This is a genomic window from Halopelagius fulvigenes, from assembly GCF_055398025.1.
Window position 1 is genome coordinate 1411474 of the sequence record NZ_AP043846.1, and the last position, 18513, is coordinate 1429986.

The 18513-nt window shown below is 67.3% G+C and carries 18 protein-coding genes, 1 tRNA gene and 1 pseudogene; 5 read left to right on the top strand and 15 right to left on the bottom strand.

The annotated features are described in order from the left end of the window. Positions 1-27 precede the first annotated feature (27 nt). Together ACZ522_RS11845 and ACZ522_RS11850 are read left to right on the top strand one after the other, a co-directional pair. Positions 28-1012 (top strand): annotated as a pseudogene (locus tag ACZ522_RS11845) (nucleoside recognition protein). A gap of 66 nt (positions 1013-1078) precedes the next feature. Further along, positions 1079-1600, top strand: a complete 522-nt coding sequence (locus ACZ522_RS11850; protein ID WP_379699263.1) for a gamma carbonic anhydrase family protein — start codon at positions 1079-1081, stop codon at positions 1598-1600. 29 nt (positions 1601-1629) lie between these two features. On the opposite strand, the gene ACZ522_RS11855 is transcribed toward ACZ522_RS11850, so the two are convergent. Then, the gene (locus ACZ522_RS11855; RefSeq protein WP_379699261.1) at positions 1630-2043 is read right to left on the bottom strand and encodes an RNA-binding domain-containing protein; all 414 of its coding nucleotides are present in this window, start codon (positions 2041-2043) and stop codon (positions 1630-1632) included. Then, on the bottom strand, positions 2040-2618 hold the full coding sequence (locus ACZ522_RS11860) for an AAA family ATPase (protein WP_379699258.1): 579 nt from the start codon (positions 2616-2618) through the stop codon (positions 2040-2042). Before ACZ522_RS11860 ends, ACZ522_RS11855 begins: the two co-directional genes overlap by 4 nt. Before the next feature lie 458 nt (positions 2619-3076). Between ACZ522_RS11860 and ACZ522_RS11865 the strand changes: the two genes are divergently transcribed. Beyond that, positions 3077-3151 (top strand) — tRNA-Arg (locus ACZ522_RS11865). A 366-nt stretch (positions 3152-3517) separates the two neighbouring features. On the opposite strand, the gene ACZ522_RS11870 is transcribed toward ACZ522_RS11865, so the two are convergent. From ACZ522_RS11870 to eif1A, 5 genes are all read right to left on the bottom strand, one after another. Then, on the bottom strand, positions 3518-4129 hold the full coding sequence (locus ACZ522_RS11870) for an FxLYD domain-containing protein (RefSeq protein ID WP_379699254.1): 612 nt from the start codon (positions 4127-4129) through the stop codon (positions 3518-3520). 190 nt (positions 4130-4319) lie between these two features. Beyond that, positions 4320-5975, bottom strand: a complete 1656-nt coding sequence (gene thsA, locus ACZ522_RS11875) for a thermosome subunit alpha (protein ID WP_379699947.1) — start codon at positions 5973-5975, stop codon at positions 4320-4322. Positions 5976-6236: 261 nt separating this feature from the next. Continuing rightward, the gene (locus tag ACZ522_RS11880) at positions 6237-6779 is read right to left on the bottom strand and encodes a KH domain-containing protein (protein WP_379699252.1); all 543 of its coding nucleotides are present in this window, start codon (positions 6777-6779) and stop codon (positions 6237-6239) included. 111 nt (positions 6780-6890) lie between these two features. Continuing rightward, complete coding sequence (gene rio1, locus ACZ522_RS11885; protein ID WP_379699249.1) at positions 6891-7805, bottom strand: serine/threonine-protein kinase Rio1; 915 nt, start codon at positions 7803-7805, stop codon at positions 6891-6893. Between the two features lie 77 nt (positions 7806-7882). Then, positions 7883-8179, bottom strand: a complete 297-nt coding sequence (gene eif1A / locus ACZ522_RS11890) for a translation initiation factor eIF-1A (RefSeq protein WP_379699246.1) — start codon at positions 8177-8179, stop codon at positions 7883-7885. Between the two features lie 170 nt (positions 8180-8349). Here eif1A and ACZ522_RS11895 point away from each other — a divergent pair, with 170 nt between their 5' ends. Continuing rightward, entirely contained in the window at positions 8350-8529 is a 180-nt protein-coding gene (locus ACZ522_RS11895) for a DUF7470 family protein (protein WP_379699243.1), read from the top strand. On the opposite strand, the gene ACZ522_RS11900 is transcribed toward ACZ522_RS11895, so the two are convergent. Both ACZ522_RS11900 and ACZ522_RS11905 read right to left on the bottom strand, forming a co-directional pair. Next, positions 8526-9314 (bottom strand): alpha/beta hydrolase fold domain-containing protein, encoded by a 789-nt coding sequence (locus ACZ522_RS11900; RefSeq protein ID WP_379699241.1) that lies wholly within the window; start codon positions 9312-9314, stop codon positions 8526-8528. The genes ACZ522_RS11895 and ACZ522_RS11900 overlap by 4 nt on opposite strands. 70 nt (positions 9315-9384) lie before the next feature. Continuing rightward, positions 9385-10380, bottom strand: coding sequence for a tyrosine--tRNA ligase (locus ACZ522_RS11905; protein ID WP_379699238.1), 996 nt, complete (start codon positions 10378-10380; stop codon positions 9385-9387). A gap of 196 nt (positions 10381-10576) precedes the next feature. Between ACZ522_RS11905 and ACZ522_RS11910 the strand changes: the two genes are divergently transcribed. Next, a complete protein-coding gene (locus ACZ522_RS11910) occupies positions 10577-10876 on the top strand; it encodes a PLDc N-terminal domain-containing protein (protein WP_379699235.1) in 300 nt (99 codons plus the stop codon). 50 nt (positions 10877-10926) lie between these two features. Here the strand turns inward: ACZ522_RS11910 and ACZ522_RS11915 are convergent, their stop codons facing one another. The 6 genes from ACZ522_RS11915 to ACZ522_RS11940 form a co-directional block, all read right to left on the bottom strand. Continuing rightward, complete coding sequence (locus ACZ522_RS11915; RefSeq protein WP_379699233.1) at positions 10927-11382, bottom strand: hypothetical protein; 456 nt, start codon at positions 11380-11382, stop codon at positions 10927-10929. Positions 11383-11453: 71 nt separating this feature from the next. Further along, the gene (locus ACZ522_RS11920; protein ID WP_379699230.1) at positions 11454-13433 is read right to left on the bottom strand and encodes a DUF460 domain-containing protein; all 1980 of its coding nucleotides are present in this window, start codon (positions 13431-13433) and stop codon (positions 11454-11456) included. Between the two features lie 166 nt (positions 13434-13599). Beyond that, positions 13600-14568 carry a PhzF family phenazine biosynthesis protein gene (locus ACZ522_RS11925; protein ID WP_379699227.1) on the bottom strand — a complete coding sequence of 323 codons (969 nt, stop codon included), beginning with the start codon at positions 14566-14568 and terminating at the stop codon, positions 13600-13602. 45 nt (positions 14569-14613) lie between these two features. After that, entirely contained in the window at positions 14614-14793 is a 180-nt protein-coding gene (locus ACZ522_RS11930) for a DUF7576 family protein (RefSeq protein WP_379699224.1), read from the bottom strand. Further along, positions 14786-15049, bottom strand: coding sequence for a HalOD1 output domain-containing protein (locus ACZ522_RS11935; RefSeq protein WP_379699221.1), 264 nt, complete (start codon positions 15047-15049; stop codon positions 14786-14788). Before ACZ522_RS11935 ends, ACZ522_RS11930 begins: the two co-directional genes overlap by 8 nt. An 83-nt stretch (positions 15050-15132) precedes the next feature. Continuing rightward, positions 15133-18423 (bottom strand): PAS domain S-box protein, encoded by a 3291-nt coding sequence (locus ACZ522_RS11940; RefSeq protein WP_379699218.1) that lies wholly within the window; start codon positions 18421-18423, stop codon positions 15133-15135. Between the last annotated feature and the right edge of the window lie 90 nt (positions 18424-18513).

An 18513-nucleotide genomic window follows, 5' to 3' on the forward strand; every position in this document is an offset into this window, starting at 1 on the left:
TAGGTCCGTCGAACCCGACTTCCGCACGTGCAGGTCGCCGAAACGCTCGGGTCGCTCTGGCCCGTTCTCGCGGAGGTTCTCCCGCGCGTCGCGAGCATCGCCGCCCTCATCGCCGTCGGCGTGTTCCTCGCGAACGTCGCCGTCGGGTTCGGCTTGGTCCAGTACGTCGCGGCCGTCTCGCGGTACCTGACGCGCCCCGCGAACCTCCCCGACGAGGTGGGCACGGCCATCTTCACCACCGCCGCCTCCACCACCGCCGGGTATGGGATGCTCGCCGAGTTCCGAGAGTCCGGCATGCTCGACGACAGGGCGACGCTCGTCGCCGTCACCATGAACACGTTCTTCGGGTTCGTCCAGCACATCTTCACCTTCTACGTGCCCGTCCTCGTCCCGATTCTCGGGCTGGAGGTCGGACTGCTGTACGTCGGGACGCGGGCGGCCATCTCGTTGGCCATCACCGCCGTCGGCGTCCTCGCGGGCGCGGCGTTCCTCTCGGAGCGAAACGTCGATCGGACCGCCGCGGCCCAGACGGACGGCGGCCCGGACGCCGACGGCGAGGATTCGCCCCACGAAGTCGTCGCGGCGGCGGCGCGGAAGACGTGGCCGAAACTGAAGCGCATCGTCCCCCGTCTGGTCGTCGTCTACCTCGTCGTGACGCTCCGTCGTCCGGACGACGGACCTCGAAGCACTCACCGCCGCGGCGGACCCCCTCGCGACGTTCGTCGGACTCCCCGGCGCGTCCATCCCCGTCATCGCGGTGTTCGCGTTCGACACCACCGCGGGCGCGGCCACCATCGCCCCGATGGTCGGCGAGACGTTCACGCCGCGGACGGCGGTGGCGACGATGCTCCTCGGCGGCATCGTCTCCTTCGCCGTCTCGACGTTCAAGCGCTCCATCCCCTTCCAGTACGGCATCTGGGGCCCCCGATTCGGGTCGAAAGTCGTCGCCGTCAACACCGCTCTGAAGGTGGTGTTCATCGCCGTCGCGTTGGTGTTCCTGCTGACCGTCTGACCTCGCTCCGACCGATATCGTCGGGCGCTACCAAATGACAAGATGCTGCGGCACCAACCGTCCCGTATGGACAGCAGAACGTACGAGTTCGAGGGGGTACGACCGGAGATTCACGAGGACGCCCGCGTGAGTCGGGAGGCGACGCTCGTGGGGGACGTGCGAGTCGGCGCGGACGCCAGCGTCTGGCCGGGCGTCGTCCTCCGCGGCGACGTGTCGGGCGTCCGCGTCGGGGCGGAGTCCCACGTCGGCGACAACGCGGTGTTGCACGCCGCCACGCTCGGAGAACGCGTCATGATCGGTCACGGCGCGGTGTTGAACGAGGCGCACGTCGAAGACGGGGCGTTGGTCGGGTTCAACGCGACGGTGAACACCGGCGTCAGCGTCGGCGCGGACAGCATCGTCGCCTCCGGTACCGTCGTCCCCGAGGAGTACGAGATTCCGCCGGCGTCGTTCGTCCGCGGCGTCCCGGCGCGCGTCACGCCCCTTTCGGAGACGGACGTGAACCCGACGGAGACGTTCGAGGCGTACCAGTCGGGTGCGTACACCGACCTCGCCTCGCGGCACGCGGAACTGTTCGAAGGAGAGTGAGACGAGGAGCGTATGCGGGACGGCCCGACCTACCGGTCGAAGTCCAACGGTTTCCCGTCCTCGGTGGGCGGGGCGATGTGGTCGATGAACTCCTCGACGGACGGTTCGCGGACGTCGACGTGGACTTCGATGTCGCCGAGTTCGTCGGGGTTGCCGACGGCGAAGTTGACGACGCCCTTGAACGCCGCCTGCTTCTTCAACGCGAAGGAGAAGCCGTCCCCGTCGGCGCGTTTCTCGAACTCCCGGCGGGCGGTGTCGAGTATCTCCTGTTCGTGCAGTCGTTCGGAGAACCGGTCTAACGAGTGGGTCTCCCCGACCAACTGCCCGGCCTCGTGTTCGAACTCGACGCCAGGAAAGAGGTTGCGCACGGCGTCTTCGACCCGGTCCGTCACTTCCGTCTCCCTGACCGGCGCGACGATTCGTGCCTCGATGCTGTATATCATTCTGTCACCTCGTTTCTCTCGCGGAGCGCCTCGGGTCCCTCGCGCAGGAGCGTCAGCACCCGTTCGCGGAACCGGTCCAGCGTGTCGGTGTTCTCGATGCGCACGTCCGCGCGGTCCATCGCCTCGCCCATGCCGAAGCCGAGTTCTCGCTCCTCGCGGGCCCTCAACGCCTCGCGGTCCAAGTCGCTGTCGTCGCGCGCCCGGTCGAGCAACCGTTCGGCGCGCACCTCGAAGGGGGCTTCGATGCTCGCGAGGACGAACTCGTCGCCGAACGCCATCTCGAAGCAGTCGAGTTCGACGCCCGAGCGCAGGCCGTCCACGAGGACGACGTCGGCGGTTTCGAGTTCCGCCTCGATGAGCGGTAGCGACCGCTCCGCGATGGCCGCCGGACCGTTCTCCTCGCGGAGCGCGGTGGCAATCTCGCCGTGGTGTTCCGCGGGGTCGAGTCCGCGTTCGCGACACTCCTCGCGGATGACGTCGCCCATCGTCACGACGGGGATGCCCTCCTCGCGGGCGACGGCGGCGGCTTCGCCCTTGCCGCTCCCCGGGAGGCCCACGGTTCCGATGACCTTCATCGTCGCCAGTTTCACGTCTGCCGGACTTAGGGCTGCCGTTCCACCTTTTTCCGCCTCGGGTTCGCTTCGCTCACCCTCGGCGCAAAAATCTGGACCAAAAAGGCCGCTCGCTCCCTCCGGTCGCTCGCGGTACGACCTGCTATACTGCCGAACTCCAATCCGGCGACGATTTCTCCTTCGGGCGACTGTCTTCTCGTGTGAACGACCGCTCCCTCGTCGTCCGCGCCCCGGGTTCGTCCTCGTCGGGTGGTCTGGGCGAACGCGGCGTCGTTCCTCGCCGTCACCGTCACCAGACGACGTCTGGTGGCCTGCCGAAGTGACTTCGGCACCGTCGTCGGCCTCCCCGTCGCGGTGTGAATGCTCAACCGCTTGCCCGCGGTCACCTCGCTGTACCGCTTCGACGGGTAGCGGACGAAACCCACATCGCTTTTCATCTGTCGGGGTTTGTGTGAGAACGAGGGCACGTAGCTCAGTCCGGATAGAGCGTCGGACTTCTAATCCGACGGTCGTGGGTTCAAATCCCATCGTGCCCGTTCGGCCTCGTTTCACTCGGCCTCACGGCCACGATGTAGTCACATTCGCTCCGCTCACGTGATTCCCATCGTGCCCGTTACTTCTCGGCGAACGAAGTGAGCAGTAGCGGCGAGTTCGCCGCTCTCTCCCCTCCGTCTTCCGACGGACGACGCCCCGGTCACTTCACCTCCAACGACCGCCCGCACTCGGGGCACTCCTCCTCTACGATGGTCACCTGCGCGTCGCAGTCGGGGCACACCTCTCGGTAGCACGCGGGGTCTCCCATGCCAACGTCTACCGCGCTCCGCGGGAAGAACGTTGCGTCCGTTCCGTCGGACGACGAGACGGGTCAGCGCGTCGCCGAGAACGGCGGACTCTCGGCCGGCCTACCCTTGGGTCTGCGTCTGCGTTCCGGTCGCGGTGCCGTTTCCTCCCGTCTCGGTCCCCTGCATCTGGGTCGTCCCGGTGGCCCAGATTTCGTACTTGTTGAAGTCCTGCACCCACTCCGAGGAGAACGAGACGACGAAGTTCCACGTCTCGCCCGGCTTGAGCGTGTTCACGTTCTGCGCCTGCGTGGACGTGTAGAACTGCCCCGCTCTGTCGCCCGTCTCGTTCACGGGCGAGACTTTCACCTCGGCGTACTCGAACGTCTTGTTCGAGGTGTTCTTCAGGACGCCCTCAACGCCCGCGACGTCTCCCGACCGGAAGAAGTTGTGTTCCGTGATGTTCAGACCGTTCGTGGACTCCGCGGTCACCACCGTCCCCTGCACCGACGCGGACGTTCCGGTGGACTCCGCTGTTCCGGTCGTCTCCGTCCCGTTCGGGCTGGCGTCCGCTCCCTCGGTCGTCTGCGCCGCCGTCGTCGTCTGTAGCGATTCTGTCGCCGGAACCGTCCCGGTCGTTCCCTCTCCGTTACTCTGTCCGCTACACCCGGCGAGGCCGACGCCGATTGCCACCGCCCCCATTCGTTCGAGAAACGCTCGGCGACTTCGGTCCATTACGTCCTTGACAAACGCTCCCGAGCTCCGTGGCCCTCGGGGCTACACAGTTTGGTTCGGCGGGACGGAGCCGTCGCTGCCGGGCGGATGGCGTCGAAAGAAGGTAGGATTCGGCGTGCGGGCCGACGTTCGAGGGGCGATTCGGGGCGAAGGGGTCGGGTGGGGGTGGTGTGTGCCTATCCGGGGGCGCTCACATAGCGCCGCCCATGCCGCCCATGCCGCCCATACCGCCCATTCCGCCGCCCATGCCGCCGCCGCCGGGCATGTCGTCGCCGTCGTCGTCGCCCGTCTGGCCACCGGAGAGGTCGCCAGCGGCGATGACGTCGTCGATGCGGAGGATCATGACGGCCGCTTCCGTCGCGCTCTCGATGGCCTGCGTCTTCACGCGGAGGGGTTCGACGACGCCCTCGGCCTCCATGTCGATGACTTCGCCGGTGTAGGCGTCGAGACCGGCCGCGAACTCGCCGCCGTCGTGGCGGGCGCGGAGGTCGACGAGCGAGTCGATGGGGTCGAGACCGGCGTTCTCGGCGAGCGTGCGCGGGATGACGTCGAGCGCCTCAGCGAACGCTTCGACGGCGAGCTGCTCGCGGCCGCCGACGGAGTCGGCGAACTCGCGGAGCTTCAGGGACAGTTCGGTCTCGGGCGCGCCGCCGCCGGGGAGAACCTTCCCGTCTTCGAGCGTCGTGCGCACGACGCCGAGGGAGTCCTCGATGGCGCGTTCGACTTCGTCCACGACGTGGTCGGTGCCGCCGCGGAGGATGAGCGTGACGGACTTTGCGTCTTCGACGTCCTCGACGAAGATGCGCTCGTCGCCGCCGACGTCCTTCTGGGCGACGGAGCCGGCGAAGCCGAGGTCGGACTCCTCGATGTCGTCGAGGGAGCCGACGACGCTCGCGCCCGTGGCGCGGGCGAGACGCTTGAGGTCGGAGGACTTCGCGCGACGGACCGCGAGGATACCCTCCTTCGCGAGGTAGTGCTGGGCCATGTCGTCGATGCCGTCGCCGACGAAGACCACGTCGGTGCCGACGTCGACGAGCTTGTCGACCATCTCCTTCAGCTGCTTTTCCTCCTGGTCGAGGAACTGCTGGAGCTGGTCGGGGTCGGTGACGTTGACCTCGGCGTCGATCTCGGTCTCGCGGACTTCGAGCGCGCCGTCGAACAGCGCGACGTTGGCGTCCTCGACCGCGTACGGCATGTTCTCGTCGACGCGCGTCTTGTCGATGATGGCGCCCTCGACGAGTTCGGAGTTGTCGATGGAACCACCGACGACCTTCTCGACGGAGACGTTCTCGGTGTCGATGCCGTCCTCGTCGGCGACGGCCAGTACGGCGTCTACGACGAGTTCGGCAAGCAGGTCCTTCGCGGACTCCGCGCCCTTACCGGTCATCGCCGTGGCGGCGATCTTGACCAGCGTCTCGTGGTCCTCCTCGGACACTTCGATGGCGTTCTCGTCGAGGATCTCCTTGGCCTTCTCGGCGGCCTGACGGAAGCCCTGCGCGATGGTCGTCGCGTGGACGTCCTGGTCGATGAGTTCCTCGGCCTGATCGAGGAGTTCGCCCGCGATGACGACGGCCGTCGTCGTCCCGTCGCCGACTTCGTCCTCCTGCGTCTCGGAGACCTCGACGATCATGTTCGCCGCGGGGTGGTCGATGTCCATCTCCTTGAGGATGGTCACGCCGTCGTTCGTGACCACGACCTCGCCGGAGTTGTCGACCAGCATCTTGTCCATCCCCTTCGGACCCAGCGTGGTCCGGACGGACTCGGCCACGGCCTTCCCGGCCGTGATGTTCATCGATTGCGCGTCCTTCCCCTGTGTGCGCTGGGAGTCTTCGCCCAGAATAATCATGGGCTGTCCCTGCTGCATTCGCTGAGACATATTCACTCGTGGGGTTGTTTGCGATTCTATAAAAAAGTAACGACGGAGTTCCTGACAAAATGGCACACGGGGGAGGGGTTCATCGTGCCATTGAATACCACGATTTCGGGGTGTTTATTACGCCCTCGCTCGGCGTCGTCGGGCGAATTTCGGCCGGTCGTCGGCGGGGCCAGTGGGAGACGGCGGCCGAGAAAAGCGGGCGCGAAGGCGGCCGAGACTGGGAGTCCGGACTCAGCCCGACTGCCGGACGTCGAAGCCGTCGGTGAGTTCGTTGTGCTTCCGTTCGAGGAAGGAGTACACCGCGCCGTGCGGCGCGCCGTCGAGTATCATCCCCACCGCGCGGCGGACCGCCTGCACCTCTTCGGGTTGCCCGATGGTGCCCAGCGTCGAACCCTTGATGACGACTTCCGCGCCGGTGAGCTCCTCCATCAGTTCGCGGGTGCGGCCGTTCTCGCCGATGAGGCGGCCCTTCTGCCGTTGGAGGTCGTTCTTGTTGCGGGTGTGCTCAGAGAGGTCGACGAGCTCGAAGGTTCGCATCTCGTCGTCGAGAAGCGACAGGGCGGACTCGGGGGTGAATCCGCGACCCACGGCCCGGACGATGTCCGGCGCGACGAGTCCGCTGACCGGGTCGCCGACGGTCTCGATGGCGACGGACCCCGACTCCGAATCGATGTCGAGGCGGACCTCCGCTCTGCGCTCTATCTCGCGCATCGTCTCGCCGCCTTCGCCGATGAGGACGCCGATTCGGTCCTGCGGGACCTTCACGTGTTGCATGCCTCTGGCTACCCGGTGGAGCGGTTTAAGGGTTTGTTCGGCCGTTCGCTTCGCATCGGCGTCTCTCACTCGGGCGAGCGTCGCGGAGCGAATCGGCCGCCGAAACTCGGGTCAGCCGTCGTCGTCCGCGTTCGCGCCGTCGGTCGCCGAGGGGTCGTTCGGCGACCCGGACGGGTCGGGGTCCGCCGTCGTGACGAACTCGTAGAGGTCGTCGCCGTCCGTCTCCAACCCTTGTCGGGAGAAGAACTTCGCCACGTTCGTGCAGTCCCGCCGGAGGAACTCGTCGGCGTTCGGGTGGTGGACCGTCACCGCCTGCCCGAGGTCGATGACGACGAGTTCGCCCTCGTGGATTATCATGTTGTACTCCGAGAGGTCGCCGTGGACGAGGCCCGCCGAGTAGAGTCGCCGCATGTACTCGCGGACGACTTCGTAGGCGGTCTGGGGGTTCTCGACGTTCACCTCGGCGAGTCGCCGCGCCCGGTCTTCGACCAGTCCGACCAGTTCCATCACGAGGACGTTCCGCTCGACGGCGATGGGTTCGGGGACGCGGACGCCCGCCTGCCGCGCCCGACTGAGGTTGGCGAACTCCTTCTGCGTCCACGCGAGGACGACCTGCTTCTTGTCGTGTCCGATGCCCTCGAAGCGCGGGTCGCCTTCGAGGTAGTCGCGCATCTGGCGGAAGTTCGAGGCGTTTATCCGATAGATCTTCGCCGCGACGTCCGTGTCCTCGTCGCCGAGAGCCTCGTAGACGTTGGCTTCCTTGCCCGTTGAGATGGGTCCGCCGAACGCCTCGATATGGCCGTCTTGGACCAACTTGTAGATGGCCGCGAACGTGGCGTCGTCGAACACCGACTGTTCGACCTTGAACTGGTCGGCGTCTTTCAGCCGTTTTCGGAAGTCGTCGAACTCGCGGTCCCGGCGGCGAGCGATGCGATCCGCCTCCGTGTCGGAGACGTCTATCTCTTCCCACTCGTCGCCGGGCACGTCGGCTTCGTCCGAGGCGATTAGGCCGAACTCATCGCTCATCTACCGGTCACTACGGGACGGCGCGGTAAAAGCGTCACAGGTGTCCTCCGTCGGCGGAGACGCGTCCTCGAAAACGGTTACTGGATGTGGCCTTCGTCGCGGAGTTGGTCCGCTTCGGACTTCTCGTAGCGCCACGTGATGTCGCCTTTCTCGTCCTGCCAGTCCCACGGTTCGACGAGCACCACGTCGTCCTCTCGGATCCAGATGCGCTTCTGCATCCGACCGGGGATGCGCGCGGTTCGTTCGACGCCGTCGGCGCACCGCACCTCGACGCGGTTCGCACCGAGCATGTTCGTCACGACGGCGAAAACCTCGTCGTCCTCGGGCATCCGCAGGTCGCGACGCCCCTGATTTTCGTTGTCGTTCTTCGCCATACGTGGGCGATTAGTCGTCTTGCTGTTTAAACCCGCGGTTCTCGTCGATTGGATTTTCTCCACTGACGACCGTTACCGCCACTGTGACGCCGATTGCGTCCCCCGATTTTCGGCTCCCCCGACGCGGCGCGAACGGTACCCTTAGGTGTCCGTCGCCGCCACGCGGTGACATGCTCGACAAACTCGGAGCGAAGGGAATCGCCGGTCTGGTCGTCATGGTCGCCGGATTCGCACTCGTCGCGTGGAGCGCACCCGTCGTGGCGGCGGGTCTGGGACTCATCGTCGTCGGACTCATCCTCGTCGCCGGCGGCCTCGCGCAGTCGGTGATGGGGATGCTCGGGATGCCCTAAGTGAGCGACTCGCGGAGGAACGAGAACGCGTCCTCGCGTACGTCGGGATACCAGTACGACGAGTGCAGGAACACGTGGTCCGCGCCCGGGTACGTCCGCACCTCGGCTTCGTCCCCCGCCGCCGCCATCGCCTCGGCGAGTGCCTCCGACGACTCGACGGGGACCACCTCGTCGTCCCCGCCGTGTAACAGAAGCGTCGGCGGCGCGCCGCCGGAGACGTGCGTCACCGGTTGCGCCGCCTCGTAGCGGTCCGGCACCTCCGCGGGCGTCCCGCCGAGGAACCGTTCTACCACTTCGTCCTCGTCGTCGCCCTCGAAGACGTACGGACCGCTGATGCCGACGACCGAATCGGGGCGGGAACTGACGGACGAGTCGTCGCCGAACTCGCCCGCCGGCGCGAGGGCCGACAGCACCGCGAGGTGCGCGCCCGCGGAGTGACCGACGGCGGCGAGTCGGTCCGGGTCGCCGCCGAACGACTCGGCGTTCTCTCTCGCCCACGCGAGTCCGGCGCGAACGTCGCGTATCTGCGCCGGGAACGTCGCTTCGTCGCTGAGGCGGTAGGAGAGTTCGACGGCCACAAATCCCTCGGCTGCGGCGTCGAGCGCCCACCGGGCGAACTGCCCGCGCGCGCCGGACTCCCACGCGCCGCCGTAGACGAAGGCGACGACCGGTCGATTCGTCGCCTCCCCCGTCTCGGCGTAGTACGCGTCCGCGTACAGCGTTCGCTCGGGGCGTTCGACGACGAGGCGGTCGCGTTCGACGGTCAACGAAGTCTCGGCAGCCATGTCGGACGGCGGCGCGCCGGTCACCTCAGCGTTTCGACCGCCGTACGGAAGAAACGCGGTCGGAGACCGCTCAGGAGCGCTGTTCGGCTATCTTCTCGCGGCCCGGCGCGATGAGTTCGTCGAGGTAGTCCGCGAGTGCGCTCTTCGCGTCCGCGGGGTGGAGTTCGCCCGATTCGAGGTCCGACTCCAGCGACTCGTAGTCGTCGTACTCCAAGTCGCCGCCGTACTGGTCGGGGCGTTCGACGACGACGCTCTCGAACCGCGGGAACACATGGTACTGGAATATCTGCAGCACGGGGTTCTCGCGTTCGTTGCCCTCGCCGTCGGGTTCGGGGTCGGCCGTCGGCGGGCAGAACGCCTTGTTCACCTTCTCCCGGAGGTCCTCCTCAGTGTCCTCCATCGAGATGGTGATGCCCTCCGAGGAGGACATCTTGCCGACGCCCGTCGAGAGGTCCGCGAGGATGGGCGTGTGGACCGCCGGGCGGACGTCGTAATCGAGGGACGGAAGCACCTCGCGGGCGAGCATGTGGACCTTCCGCTGGTCGAGTCCGCCGACGGCGAGGTCCAAATCGAGGTACTCGATGTCCAGCGCCTGCATCAGGGGGTAGACGACCTGCGACACCTTCGGGTTCGATCCGCGCTGAATCTCCGCCATCGCGCGTTCGGCCCGCGAGAGCGTCGTCTCCAGTTCGAGGGCGTGCGTGTCGAGGACGTACTCCTCGTCCATCTGGTACTCCGACCCGAGGACGAACTCCGTGTTCTCCTCGTCGAGGCCGTAGGCGACGAACTGTTCGCGCATGCGGTCGGCCGTCTCGCGGATCTCCTCGAACGTCCCCTTGTCGTTGAGGTAGGCGTGCACGTCCGCCAGCAGGATGACCACCTCGAAGCCCGCCTCCTGCAGGTCGATGAGTTTGTTGGCCGTCAGCATGTGGCCGATGTGGAGGACCCCCGAGGGTTCGTACCCGACGTACGCTCGCTTGCCATCGGGGTCGTCGGCCAGCGTGCGTACCTCGTCCTCCGTGACCACCTCGGCGGCGTTCCGGGTGATCAGGTCGTAGGCGTCCATACGTGTGCGTGTCCGCGGTTCGGGATATGACTTCTGGAACTCCCCGCACCGACGAAGACTCTGGTCTTTTCAGGAGGAATGAGGCGGGATCGGTATCGATGAGTGCGGTGACGTAGAACGACGGGATTTCCAACGTTACCCCGCATCGCAGCCTGAAAAGACCAAACTGATACCGCACCGGTCGTACCGTTCTGTGATGGCAACCACTCGCTCGCCGATACTCATCCTCGTCGGCTTGGTCGCCGCCGCGTTCGTCCCCCTCGCGGTGATGTGGGCCGCCGTCGGCGGCGTCGAAGGAGTCGCCTACCTCCTCGGGTTCGCGGTGTACTTCCTCGTCTTCCACGTCGCGCTTCCCGGCCGCGTCTACTTCGACGCCCGCGAACGCGGGAGCAACTCGGTGCTGGCGTGGACGGCGCTGGCGTTCTTCCTCCCTCTCGTCGGCGCGGCCCTCTACTTCCTCGTCGGGCAGTCCCGACTCGGCGAACCGACGGGGTAACGCGGCCTATCGCGGACGAATCCCGATACCGACGGATGCCGTTTTCCGACTCAGCGTGCCGCTACCTCCGACTCCTGAATCCAGCCGAACGCCCGGCGGAGGCGCGCCCACCCTCGCCGCCAGACGAGCCAGTATCCGGGAACGGCGCCCACCGCGAACAGGAGAGCGTAGTACAGCAACTCGACCGCGAAGTCGTCGACGAACTGCGGAAACACACCGACGCTCCGTAGAACGAACCACAGTTGGACGGCTACAACGTGGCCCACGACGAACGCCCCGACGGCTCTCTCGGTCGGTCCGGCGGGTTCCGTCCGACCGCCGATCTCGCTCCGATACAGTAGATACCCGACGACGAGAGGTTGGAAGACGGTACAGCCGATTGCCCACAGCAGGCTCGAGTCGCTTCCTCGCTCCTTCGCGTCGAGATATATCCAGTAAGCGAGAAGAACGGACATCAGCGCGTGGAAGGCGGAGAACGGGGAGCCGAGGAGATAGGAGAATGTCACACCCGCGTAAACGTCGCTACCTCCTATCTATTTTTGACGAAATGACAGTTTATGCCGGACCCGAACGACCCTCAGCGACTCTCGCCTCTCGTCTCCGCGCGGTGCTCGCTGATGATCTGGTCCATCATCGCCTCCTTCTGCTCCTTGCGGCGTTCCTCGGCGCGGTCCTCCCAGTCCTCAATGACCTCGGCCACGTCGGACTCGCGGGCGACGGCGAGTTCGTCCACCTCCTGCAGTCGCACGTCGTCGGCCGGTCCGACGGGTATCTCGTGGTCGAACAGCACCTCGTCGGCCTCGCTGGAGAGGCCGCCGACGCCGCGGAGGACGACGCGGGGGTTCGTCTCGGCCAGACGCTTCGCCGTCGCCCGCCCCGCGCCGGAGGCGTCCCGCAGGAACACCACGTCGCCGGCGGCGAGTCCGTACTGCTCGTCGGCGCGTTCGACGGCGTCCGTGGTGAACTGCTCGACGACTTTCACCGGCACGAGGTCCTTCTCGGTGTTGACGTCCGCGAAGTTCGAGTGGTCGAGCTTCCACAGCGTCTTCAACCGCTCCAGTTTCCGGTCGAGCGTCTCGTTCTCCTCCTCTAAGGTCTCGACGCGGCGTTCGAGGCGGCCGTTCTCGCGTTCGAGTCGCTGCACCTCGCGGCGCTCTCTGGCCTCCCGACGCTCCTCGCGTTTCGCCTCGGACAGTTCCGCTTTGTACTCCTCGATGGTGTCGTCCTTCTCGTCGATGGTCTCCTTGAGGTCCTCGACGTGCGATTCGAGGCGCTCGACCCGCGTCTCCAACCGGCGAATCTCCTTCTCCTCGTCGGTGAGTTCGCGCTGCTCCTGCGTCGATTCGGTCTCCTCCTCCTGCACGTCGTCGTCCAACTCCCGGAGGACGGCTTCGACGGACTCCTCGCCCGCGACGACGCGCGCGATGACCGTCCCGCGCTCGATGTCCGGCGGCACCTTCCGGGTGATGCGCTCGAACTGGTCCTCGTGGTCGTCGAAGGCGAAGAGCGCCGCCGCCAGCGCGTCGCGTTGGTGGTCGTTCTCGTACTCCGCCTCGCGGGTGCGGTGGAGCTTCTCGTCCACCGGCAGATCCGAGTTCGGCACCCACCCGGCGGCGTCGAAACTCCGCCGGAACTTCTCGACGGTTTCGGGTATCGGCGTCACGTCGGCGGCGACGACGACGGGCCGTCCGCGTTCGATGAGCCACTCGATTATCTCGGCGGTGTCGGCCGTCCGCGTCGAACGCACGTCGAGGACGTGCCCGTCTAAGTCCACCACCGCGGCGGCGGTGGTCGTCCCGGGGTCGATGCCGACGATGACGTGGTCGCGGCGCTTCACGAGGGGTTCGAACTCGATGCCGTCGAGGCGTTCGCGCTCTACCTCCACGCGCGTGTCGCCCGCGCGGCCGGCGGAGACGGGGATGTCCTCGGGCCGCGCCTCGACGAGGAACGTCGCGTTCGAGTAGCCGCCGTACTTCTCGGTCACGTCCATCTCGTACTCCAGTCCGGCCTGCTTCAACCGGCTCTCGACTTCGCGAGCGCGCCGCTTCACCGACCCGTGGATGCGGCGGGTGTAGCGGTCCTGACTCCACCCGCCCTTGCCGGTCGAGCGACCGCGGGAGACTTTCACCGTCGTCGTGTTCGTGAAGGCGGACACCTCGACGCCGACGTTCGCGGCGGCGAGTCGGGCGGCCGCTTCGGCCTCCTTCATCGGCTTCTTGCCGTAGGGGACGCCGTGCCTGGAGGCGACCCGCGAGAGCGGTTCCGGTCGCTCCGCGCCGGTCACCTGCACTAATCGAGTCTCGGAGGGAAGCGACCGGAGGAACCGAACCAGGTCGTCTTTGTCCGCCGCCAACTCGTACATGTTGTCGGTGGCGACGAGGGCGGGCTTCTCGCGGTCGATGAGGCGTCTCAGTTTCCGGTGGGAGACCACGTCGCGGTCGATGTTCTCCCCGTCGAAGGCGACGACGGCGTACGACGGCGCGTCGCCGCGCACGTCGCCGCTCTGGATGTCCACGCCGAAGACGAGGGAGTCGAGCGCACTCGTCCGGTCGTTCACAGATTAGTTTGGTCGGAGACGAATATATACCCCACGCCGATGTCGGAGTCCGACAGGTGGCGTTTCGCGCCGCGCCCTCGATACGGCGACGGTGACCGCCCCTTCGGATGCGTTCAGCGCAGCGAGGCGCAGACCGGTCCGCGAGCCGAGAGTTCCGACGGACTCGTCAACGGAGAGTTCCGTCGGCGACGGGGACGACGCGCCCGCCGACGCGCACCGTCACGTCCCCCGTCTCGTCCTCGGCGTCTCCTGCCTCGCCGTCCGGGTTCTCGTCCTCGTCGCGCGCTTCGAGGTGGAGCAGCGACGGGCGTCCCATCTCGTACCCCTGTTCGACGGTGGCGGTCACCTCCGGCGAGTCGAAGTAGCGGTGCCGGGCGAGGTAGCCCGCGAGACACCCGTTCGCGCTCCCAGTCGCGGGGTCCTCCGGCACGTTGTACCCGAGGGCGAACATGCGCGCCGCGAAGTCGTTCGCCCCGTCTCGCGGGTCCGGACAGAACGGAAAGAGGTTCTCGACGCCCACGTCGGCGAGGAGTTCGTCGTAGGCGCGGCGGTCCACCGCGATTCGTCCGAGGGCGTCGCGGTCGGTCAGCGGAATCAGCACCGCCGGGAGGCCGGTGGAGACGACCTGCACCGGCCACTCGTCGTCCACGTCCGACGAGTCGAGCGACAGCACCTCTGCGACGCGTTCGGGGGTGAGCGTCTCGCCGAACTCCGGCGGATTCTGCGTCATCCACAGCACCTCCTCGCCGCCCTCCTCGCGGACTTCGACGGGAATCCGCCCGACGGGGAGGTTCAGCGTCACCTCGTCGCCGGCCCCGAACTCCTCGCGGAGGACGGCGGCGGTGCCGAGCGTCGGATGCCCGGCGAACGGTATCTCCTCCTTCGGCGTGAAGATGCGCACGTCGTACCCATCGCCGAGAGAACCTCGGCGGGCCGCCGGACGTCGTCCGGCGACTCCCTCTCGCTCTTCGCCCGTCTCGACGAACGTCGTCTCCGAGTAGTTCATCTCCCGGGCGATATCGAGCATCTCCTCGTCGCTCAGGGACGCGCCGTCCTCCACGACGGCCAGTTGGTTGCCGGCGTACCGACGGTCGGCGAACACGTCCACGATGTGAAAGCGGTGCTCCGCGCTCATGGCCGCCGGTGGGGCGGCTTCGTTCAAAAGATTACGCGAGGTGTGCTACTCCTCGGCACGGAACTCGCTCGCCCACGCCGTCTCGCACTCCTCGCCGCAGAAGGAGAACAGGAGGGGCGTCCCGTCGGTTCCGCGGAGGGTGACGACGGGGTACCTGACCCCGACTTCGAAGACGGTTCCGCAGTGCGCGCACATCCGGAGGTTCGCCGCCGGGTCTTCAGCCATGGGCGGGCGCGACGGTGACGACGCCGGAACTGTTCGCCTCGACGCGGTATCCGCAGTACGAGAAGGCGACCCAACTCTCCGCTCCCACCTCGGAGCGGACGATGGCGTCGAGGACGTCCGTGTCCACCGCGCCGTACAACGGCGGCAGTTCCAGCGAGTGGACGCCCTCGGCCTCCGCGACGGTTCTGACGACGGCCATCGTCGCACCTTCCTCCCCCACCTCGACCCTGATACGCTTCGATTCGTTGGACTCCATACTCTTGCGGGGAGAGACGCGCGCAGTCGGGATACTACGTGCCTCTATCTATCGAGCGTCCGGGTCGCCCCCGCCCTATGTATCTAGATGCCGCCCTGCTGCGCTATCAGGAGCGAGAGCAGCTTCCGGGAGGCCCGCCGGAGGTGGTAGTTGAACGTGGGTTGGGTGATGCCGAGCGAACGGGCTATCTCCTCGCCGGTTTGGTACCGCGGCGACTCGAAGTAGCCGCTGTAGTACGCGGTCACGAGGACTTCCAACTGGCGTTCGGTGAGGTGCGACGCGAGCGTCGTCTGTAGGCTGTCCAACGTCCGCACTTCCCGTTCCCGTTCGCGCCGCGCGACGAGTTCCACGTCCGGGTACGTCCCCTGAAGCCGTTCGATCAACTCCCGGATGTTCGTCTCGGCGGGCACTTCGACGGTGGCGGTCAGCGTCTCGCCGTCGGTGCGAATCAGACGGGGAACCGCGCCGTGTTCGACGAACGTCACCGCGGGCGGCGGTTCGGTCACCACCGCCTCGAACAACTCCGACTCCTCGTCCGTCGAGAGCGCCTTCAACCGGCGGACTGACGGGAGTTCCGCCGCCGCCCTCTCGACGTCGCCCGCGACGGTAGCCGGCGTCCGGAAGAAGACGAGGTACCGGTCGTCGCTCCGCGGCAGTACCGATTCGTAGGTGAGCAAGCAGTCGGCCTCCGCGGCGAGTCGGTGGAGCGTCTCGTTCGTCGCCCGAAGCCGGAGTTCGAGCTCGACAACCCGGTCCGCGACCAACCCCTGCTTCGTCTCCGCGCCGTTTATCGCGTGGGCGATGGTCTCCCCGAGTTCCTCGTACACCGTCCGCGTGAGAGCGTCGAACTCGTCCGTCCGCGTCGCGTACACGGTCAGGACGCCGTACGGAATCTCGTCGTAGTGGAGGGGGACGCTTATCGCCGACTGGAACCCCCGCGAGAGGGCCTCCCGCCGCCACCGATTCTCGCGCAGTCCGTCCACGACGTTCGGAACCACCACCACCGCTCGCTCTCGCGCCGCCCGGTCCGCGGGTTCCGTCGTTCGCTCCTCGGCGTCTATCGCCGCGAGCTGTTCGAGGTACCCCCGGTCCATCCCTTCCCACGTCCGCGGTCTGACGGTCTCCGTCTCGCGGTCGTACTCGCCGACCCACGCGAGGGCGTAGCGGTCGTTCGCGACGAGTTGCTCGCAGACGGCGCGTTCGACCGCCTCCCGCGTCCGCGCGTCCACGAGGCGTTCGTCGATGCCCCGGATGAGTTCGTTTATCTGGTTCAGCCGTTCGAGTCGGGCCGTCTGCTGGCGGAGTTCCCACTGTCGCTCCCGAAGCGCCTGCTCGTCCGCCAACCGGTCGAACGCCGCGCGAATCGTCGTCCCGAGGAGGTCCGCGAGCGTCTCCGTCTGGTCGTCGAACGCCCCCGTCGCCGTCTCGCCCGCGAGCAACACCCCGTACTCGCCGAGGGGAATGAACAGCCCCCGCCGCATCGGAATCTCCGTGTGGCGCAGGGTCTCCGAGTCGTGGACGTCCGCGAACGCGAGCACCTCGTCCTCGAAGAAGGCCCGTCGGATGAGGCTCGCCTCGTCGGCGGGGAACGTCGGCACGGGCGGGTAGCGGGAGGCTATCTCCGGGGAGTGCGCGAGGTGGACGAACGCCCTCTCGTCGGGGTCGTACCGGAAGAGGACGGCGTCCGGAAGCGACAGCAGTTCCCGACTCGCCTCGACTGCGATTCGCGCTATCTCCTCCTCCGTCGTCGCCGACAGGAGGTCGTGGGCCGCTTCGTACAGTTCCGTGAACGCCTCGGCCGAGCGCTTTCGCTCGGTGACGTCGCGGACGACGCCGACGACGCCGTGCGTCTCGTCGCCGAAGGTGATGGGCGCGAGCCACGCCTCCACCGGGAGTCGCTCGCCCGATTTGGTCTCGACTTCGCTCTCCATCGCGGCGACGCTCCGCCGTTCCTCGATCAACTCCGCGTGCAGTCGCGCCGCCGACTCGGGGTCCGCCACGTCGGCCACCGCGTCGGCCCGACTCCCGACGAGTTCCTCGCGGGAGTAGCCCGTCATCCGGACGAACGCGTCGTTGACCGTGGTGAATCGCCACTCGTCGTCGAGGACGCAGATGCCGTCGGTGACCGTCTGGACTATTGCCTCGTACCGCTCGAGTTCGCGTTCGCGCGCTTTCCGGTTGCTGATGTCACGCAGGAATATCGAGAGCCCGGACTCGGAGGGGTACAGTTGCACCTCCGTCCACCGGTCTATCGGTTCGGGGATGTACGCCTCGAACGACGTCGGTTCCTGCGTCTCCATCGCCTCGTGGGACACGTCCCAGAACGCCCTCGAATCGGGGTAGAGGTCCCAGATAACCTGCCCGATGTGATCCTCTGCGGGCCGCCCGGTGAGGCGCGCGGTCGCCTCGTTGACGTAGGTGTAGCGCCACTCGGTGTCGAACGCCGCGAACGAGTCGGTCGTCCGGTCGAGAACCTCGTTCAGCGTCGTCTCCACCTCGACGCGGTTCGTGACGTCCTGGAACGTGGCGATGACGCCGCGCACCGTCTCGCCGCGTTCGCCGTCACCGTCGTCCGCGCCGTCACCGTCGCCCGCGCTGTCTCCTTCTCCGCCGTCGCCCTCCTCGTAAAGCGGCGTCGCGTTGACCGAGAGCCAAACCCGCTCTCCACCGGGCCGCCTGACCCCGATTTCGGCGTCGGTGACGGGGGACTTCGAACGCAACGCCCGCGCGAACGGGAGTTGCTCCTCGGGAATCGGCTCCCCCTCGGAGTCCACGATGTCGAACGCGGCGGCGTCGTAGGTGAGCGTCCGCAGTTCCGACGCCTCCCGGCCGAGAAGCGACTCCGCGCGCGGGTTCGCGTGGACGATGTCGCCGCCCGCGTCGAAGGTGATGTAGCCGACGGGGCTCACCTCGGCGAACGTCGAGTCGGCGTCCCCCCGAGTTTCCGCGCTCGCCGCCCCGCCGTCGGCGCTCCGACCCGTCGCGACGGCCGCCTCGATACGACGCCGGAGCACCGCGTACTGCTCGGTCCCGGACTGCTTTCGGAGGTAGTCGGTCGCGCCGCGGTCGAACGCCTCCTCGACGAGTCCCTCGGCCGGACGGTCCGTGAACACGACGACGGGGAGCGCGGGGTTCTCCTCGCGGACCGCTTCGATCAGTTCCGGGCCGTCCGCGTCGGGAAGCGCGTACTCGGCGACGACGCACGCGAACTCGGCGCCGGCGTCCCGGAGGCGCGAACGCGCCGCATCCAGCGTGGGAACCGCGACGACGGACATCCCCGACTCCGGGCCGTCGAAGTACCGTTCGACGCGCTCTCGGTACGCGGCGTCCGGTTCGACGTAGAGGACGGACAGCGGTGTCGGAGTCGCCGTCAAGACGACGGCCGTAGGGTTCGTAATACGTTAGCAGTTCCGGCGACCGCGGCCCCGGCGGACGGCGACCGGCGCGGACCGGGTCCGGCGGCG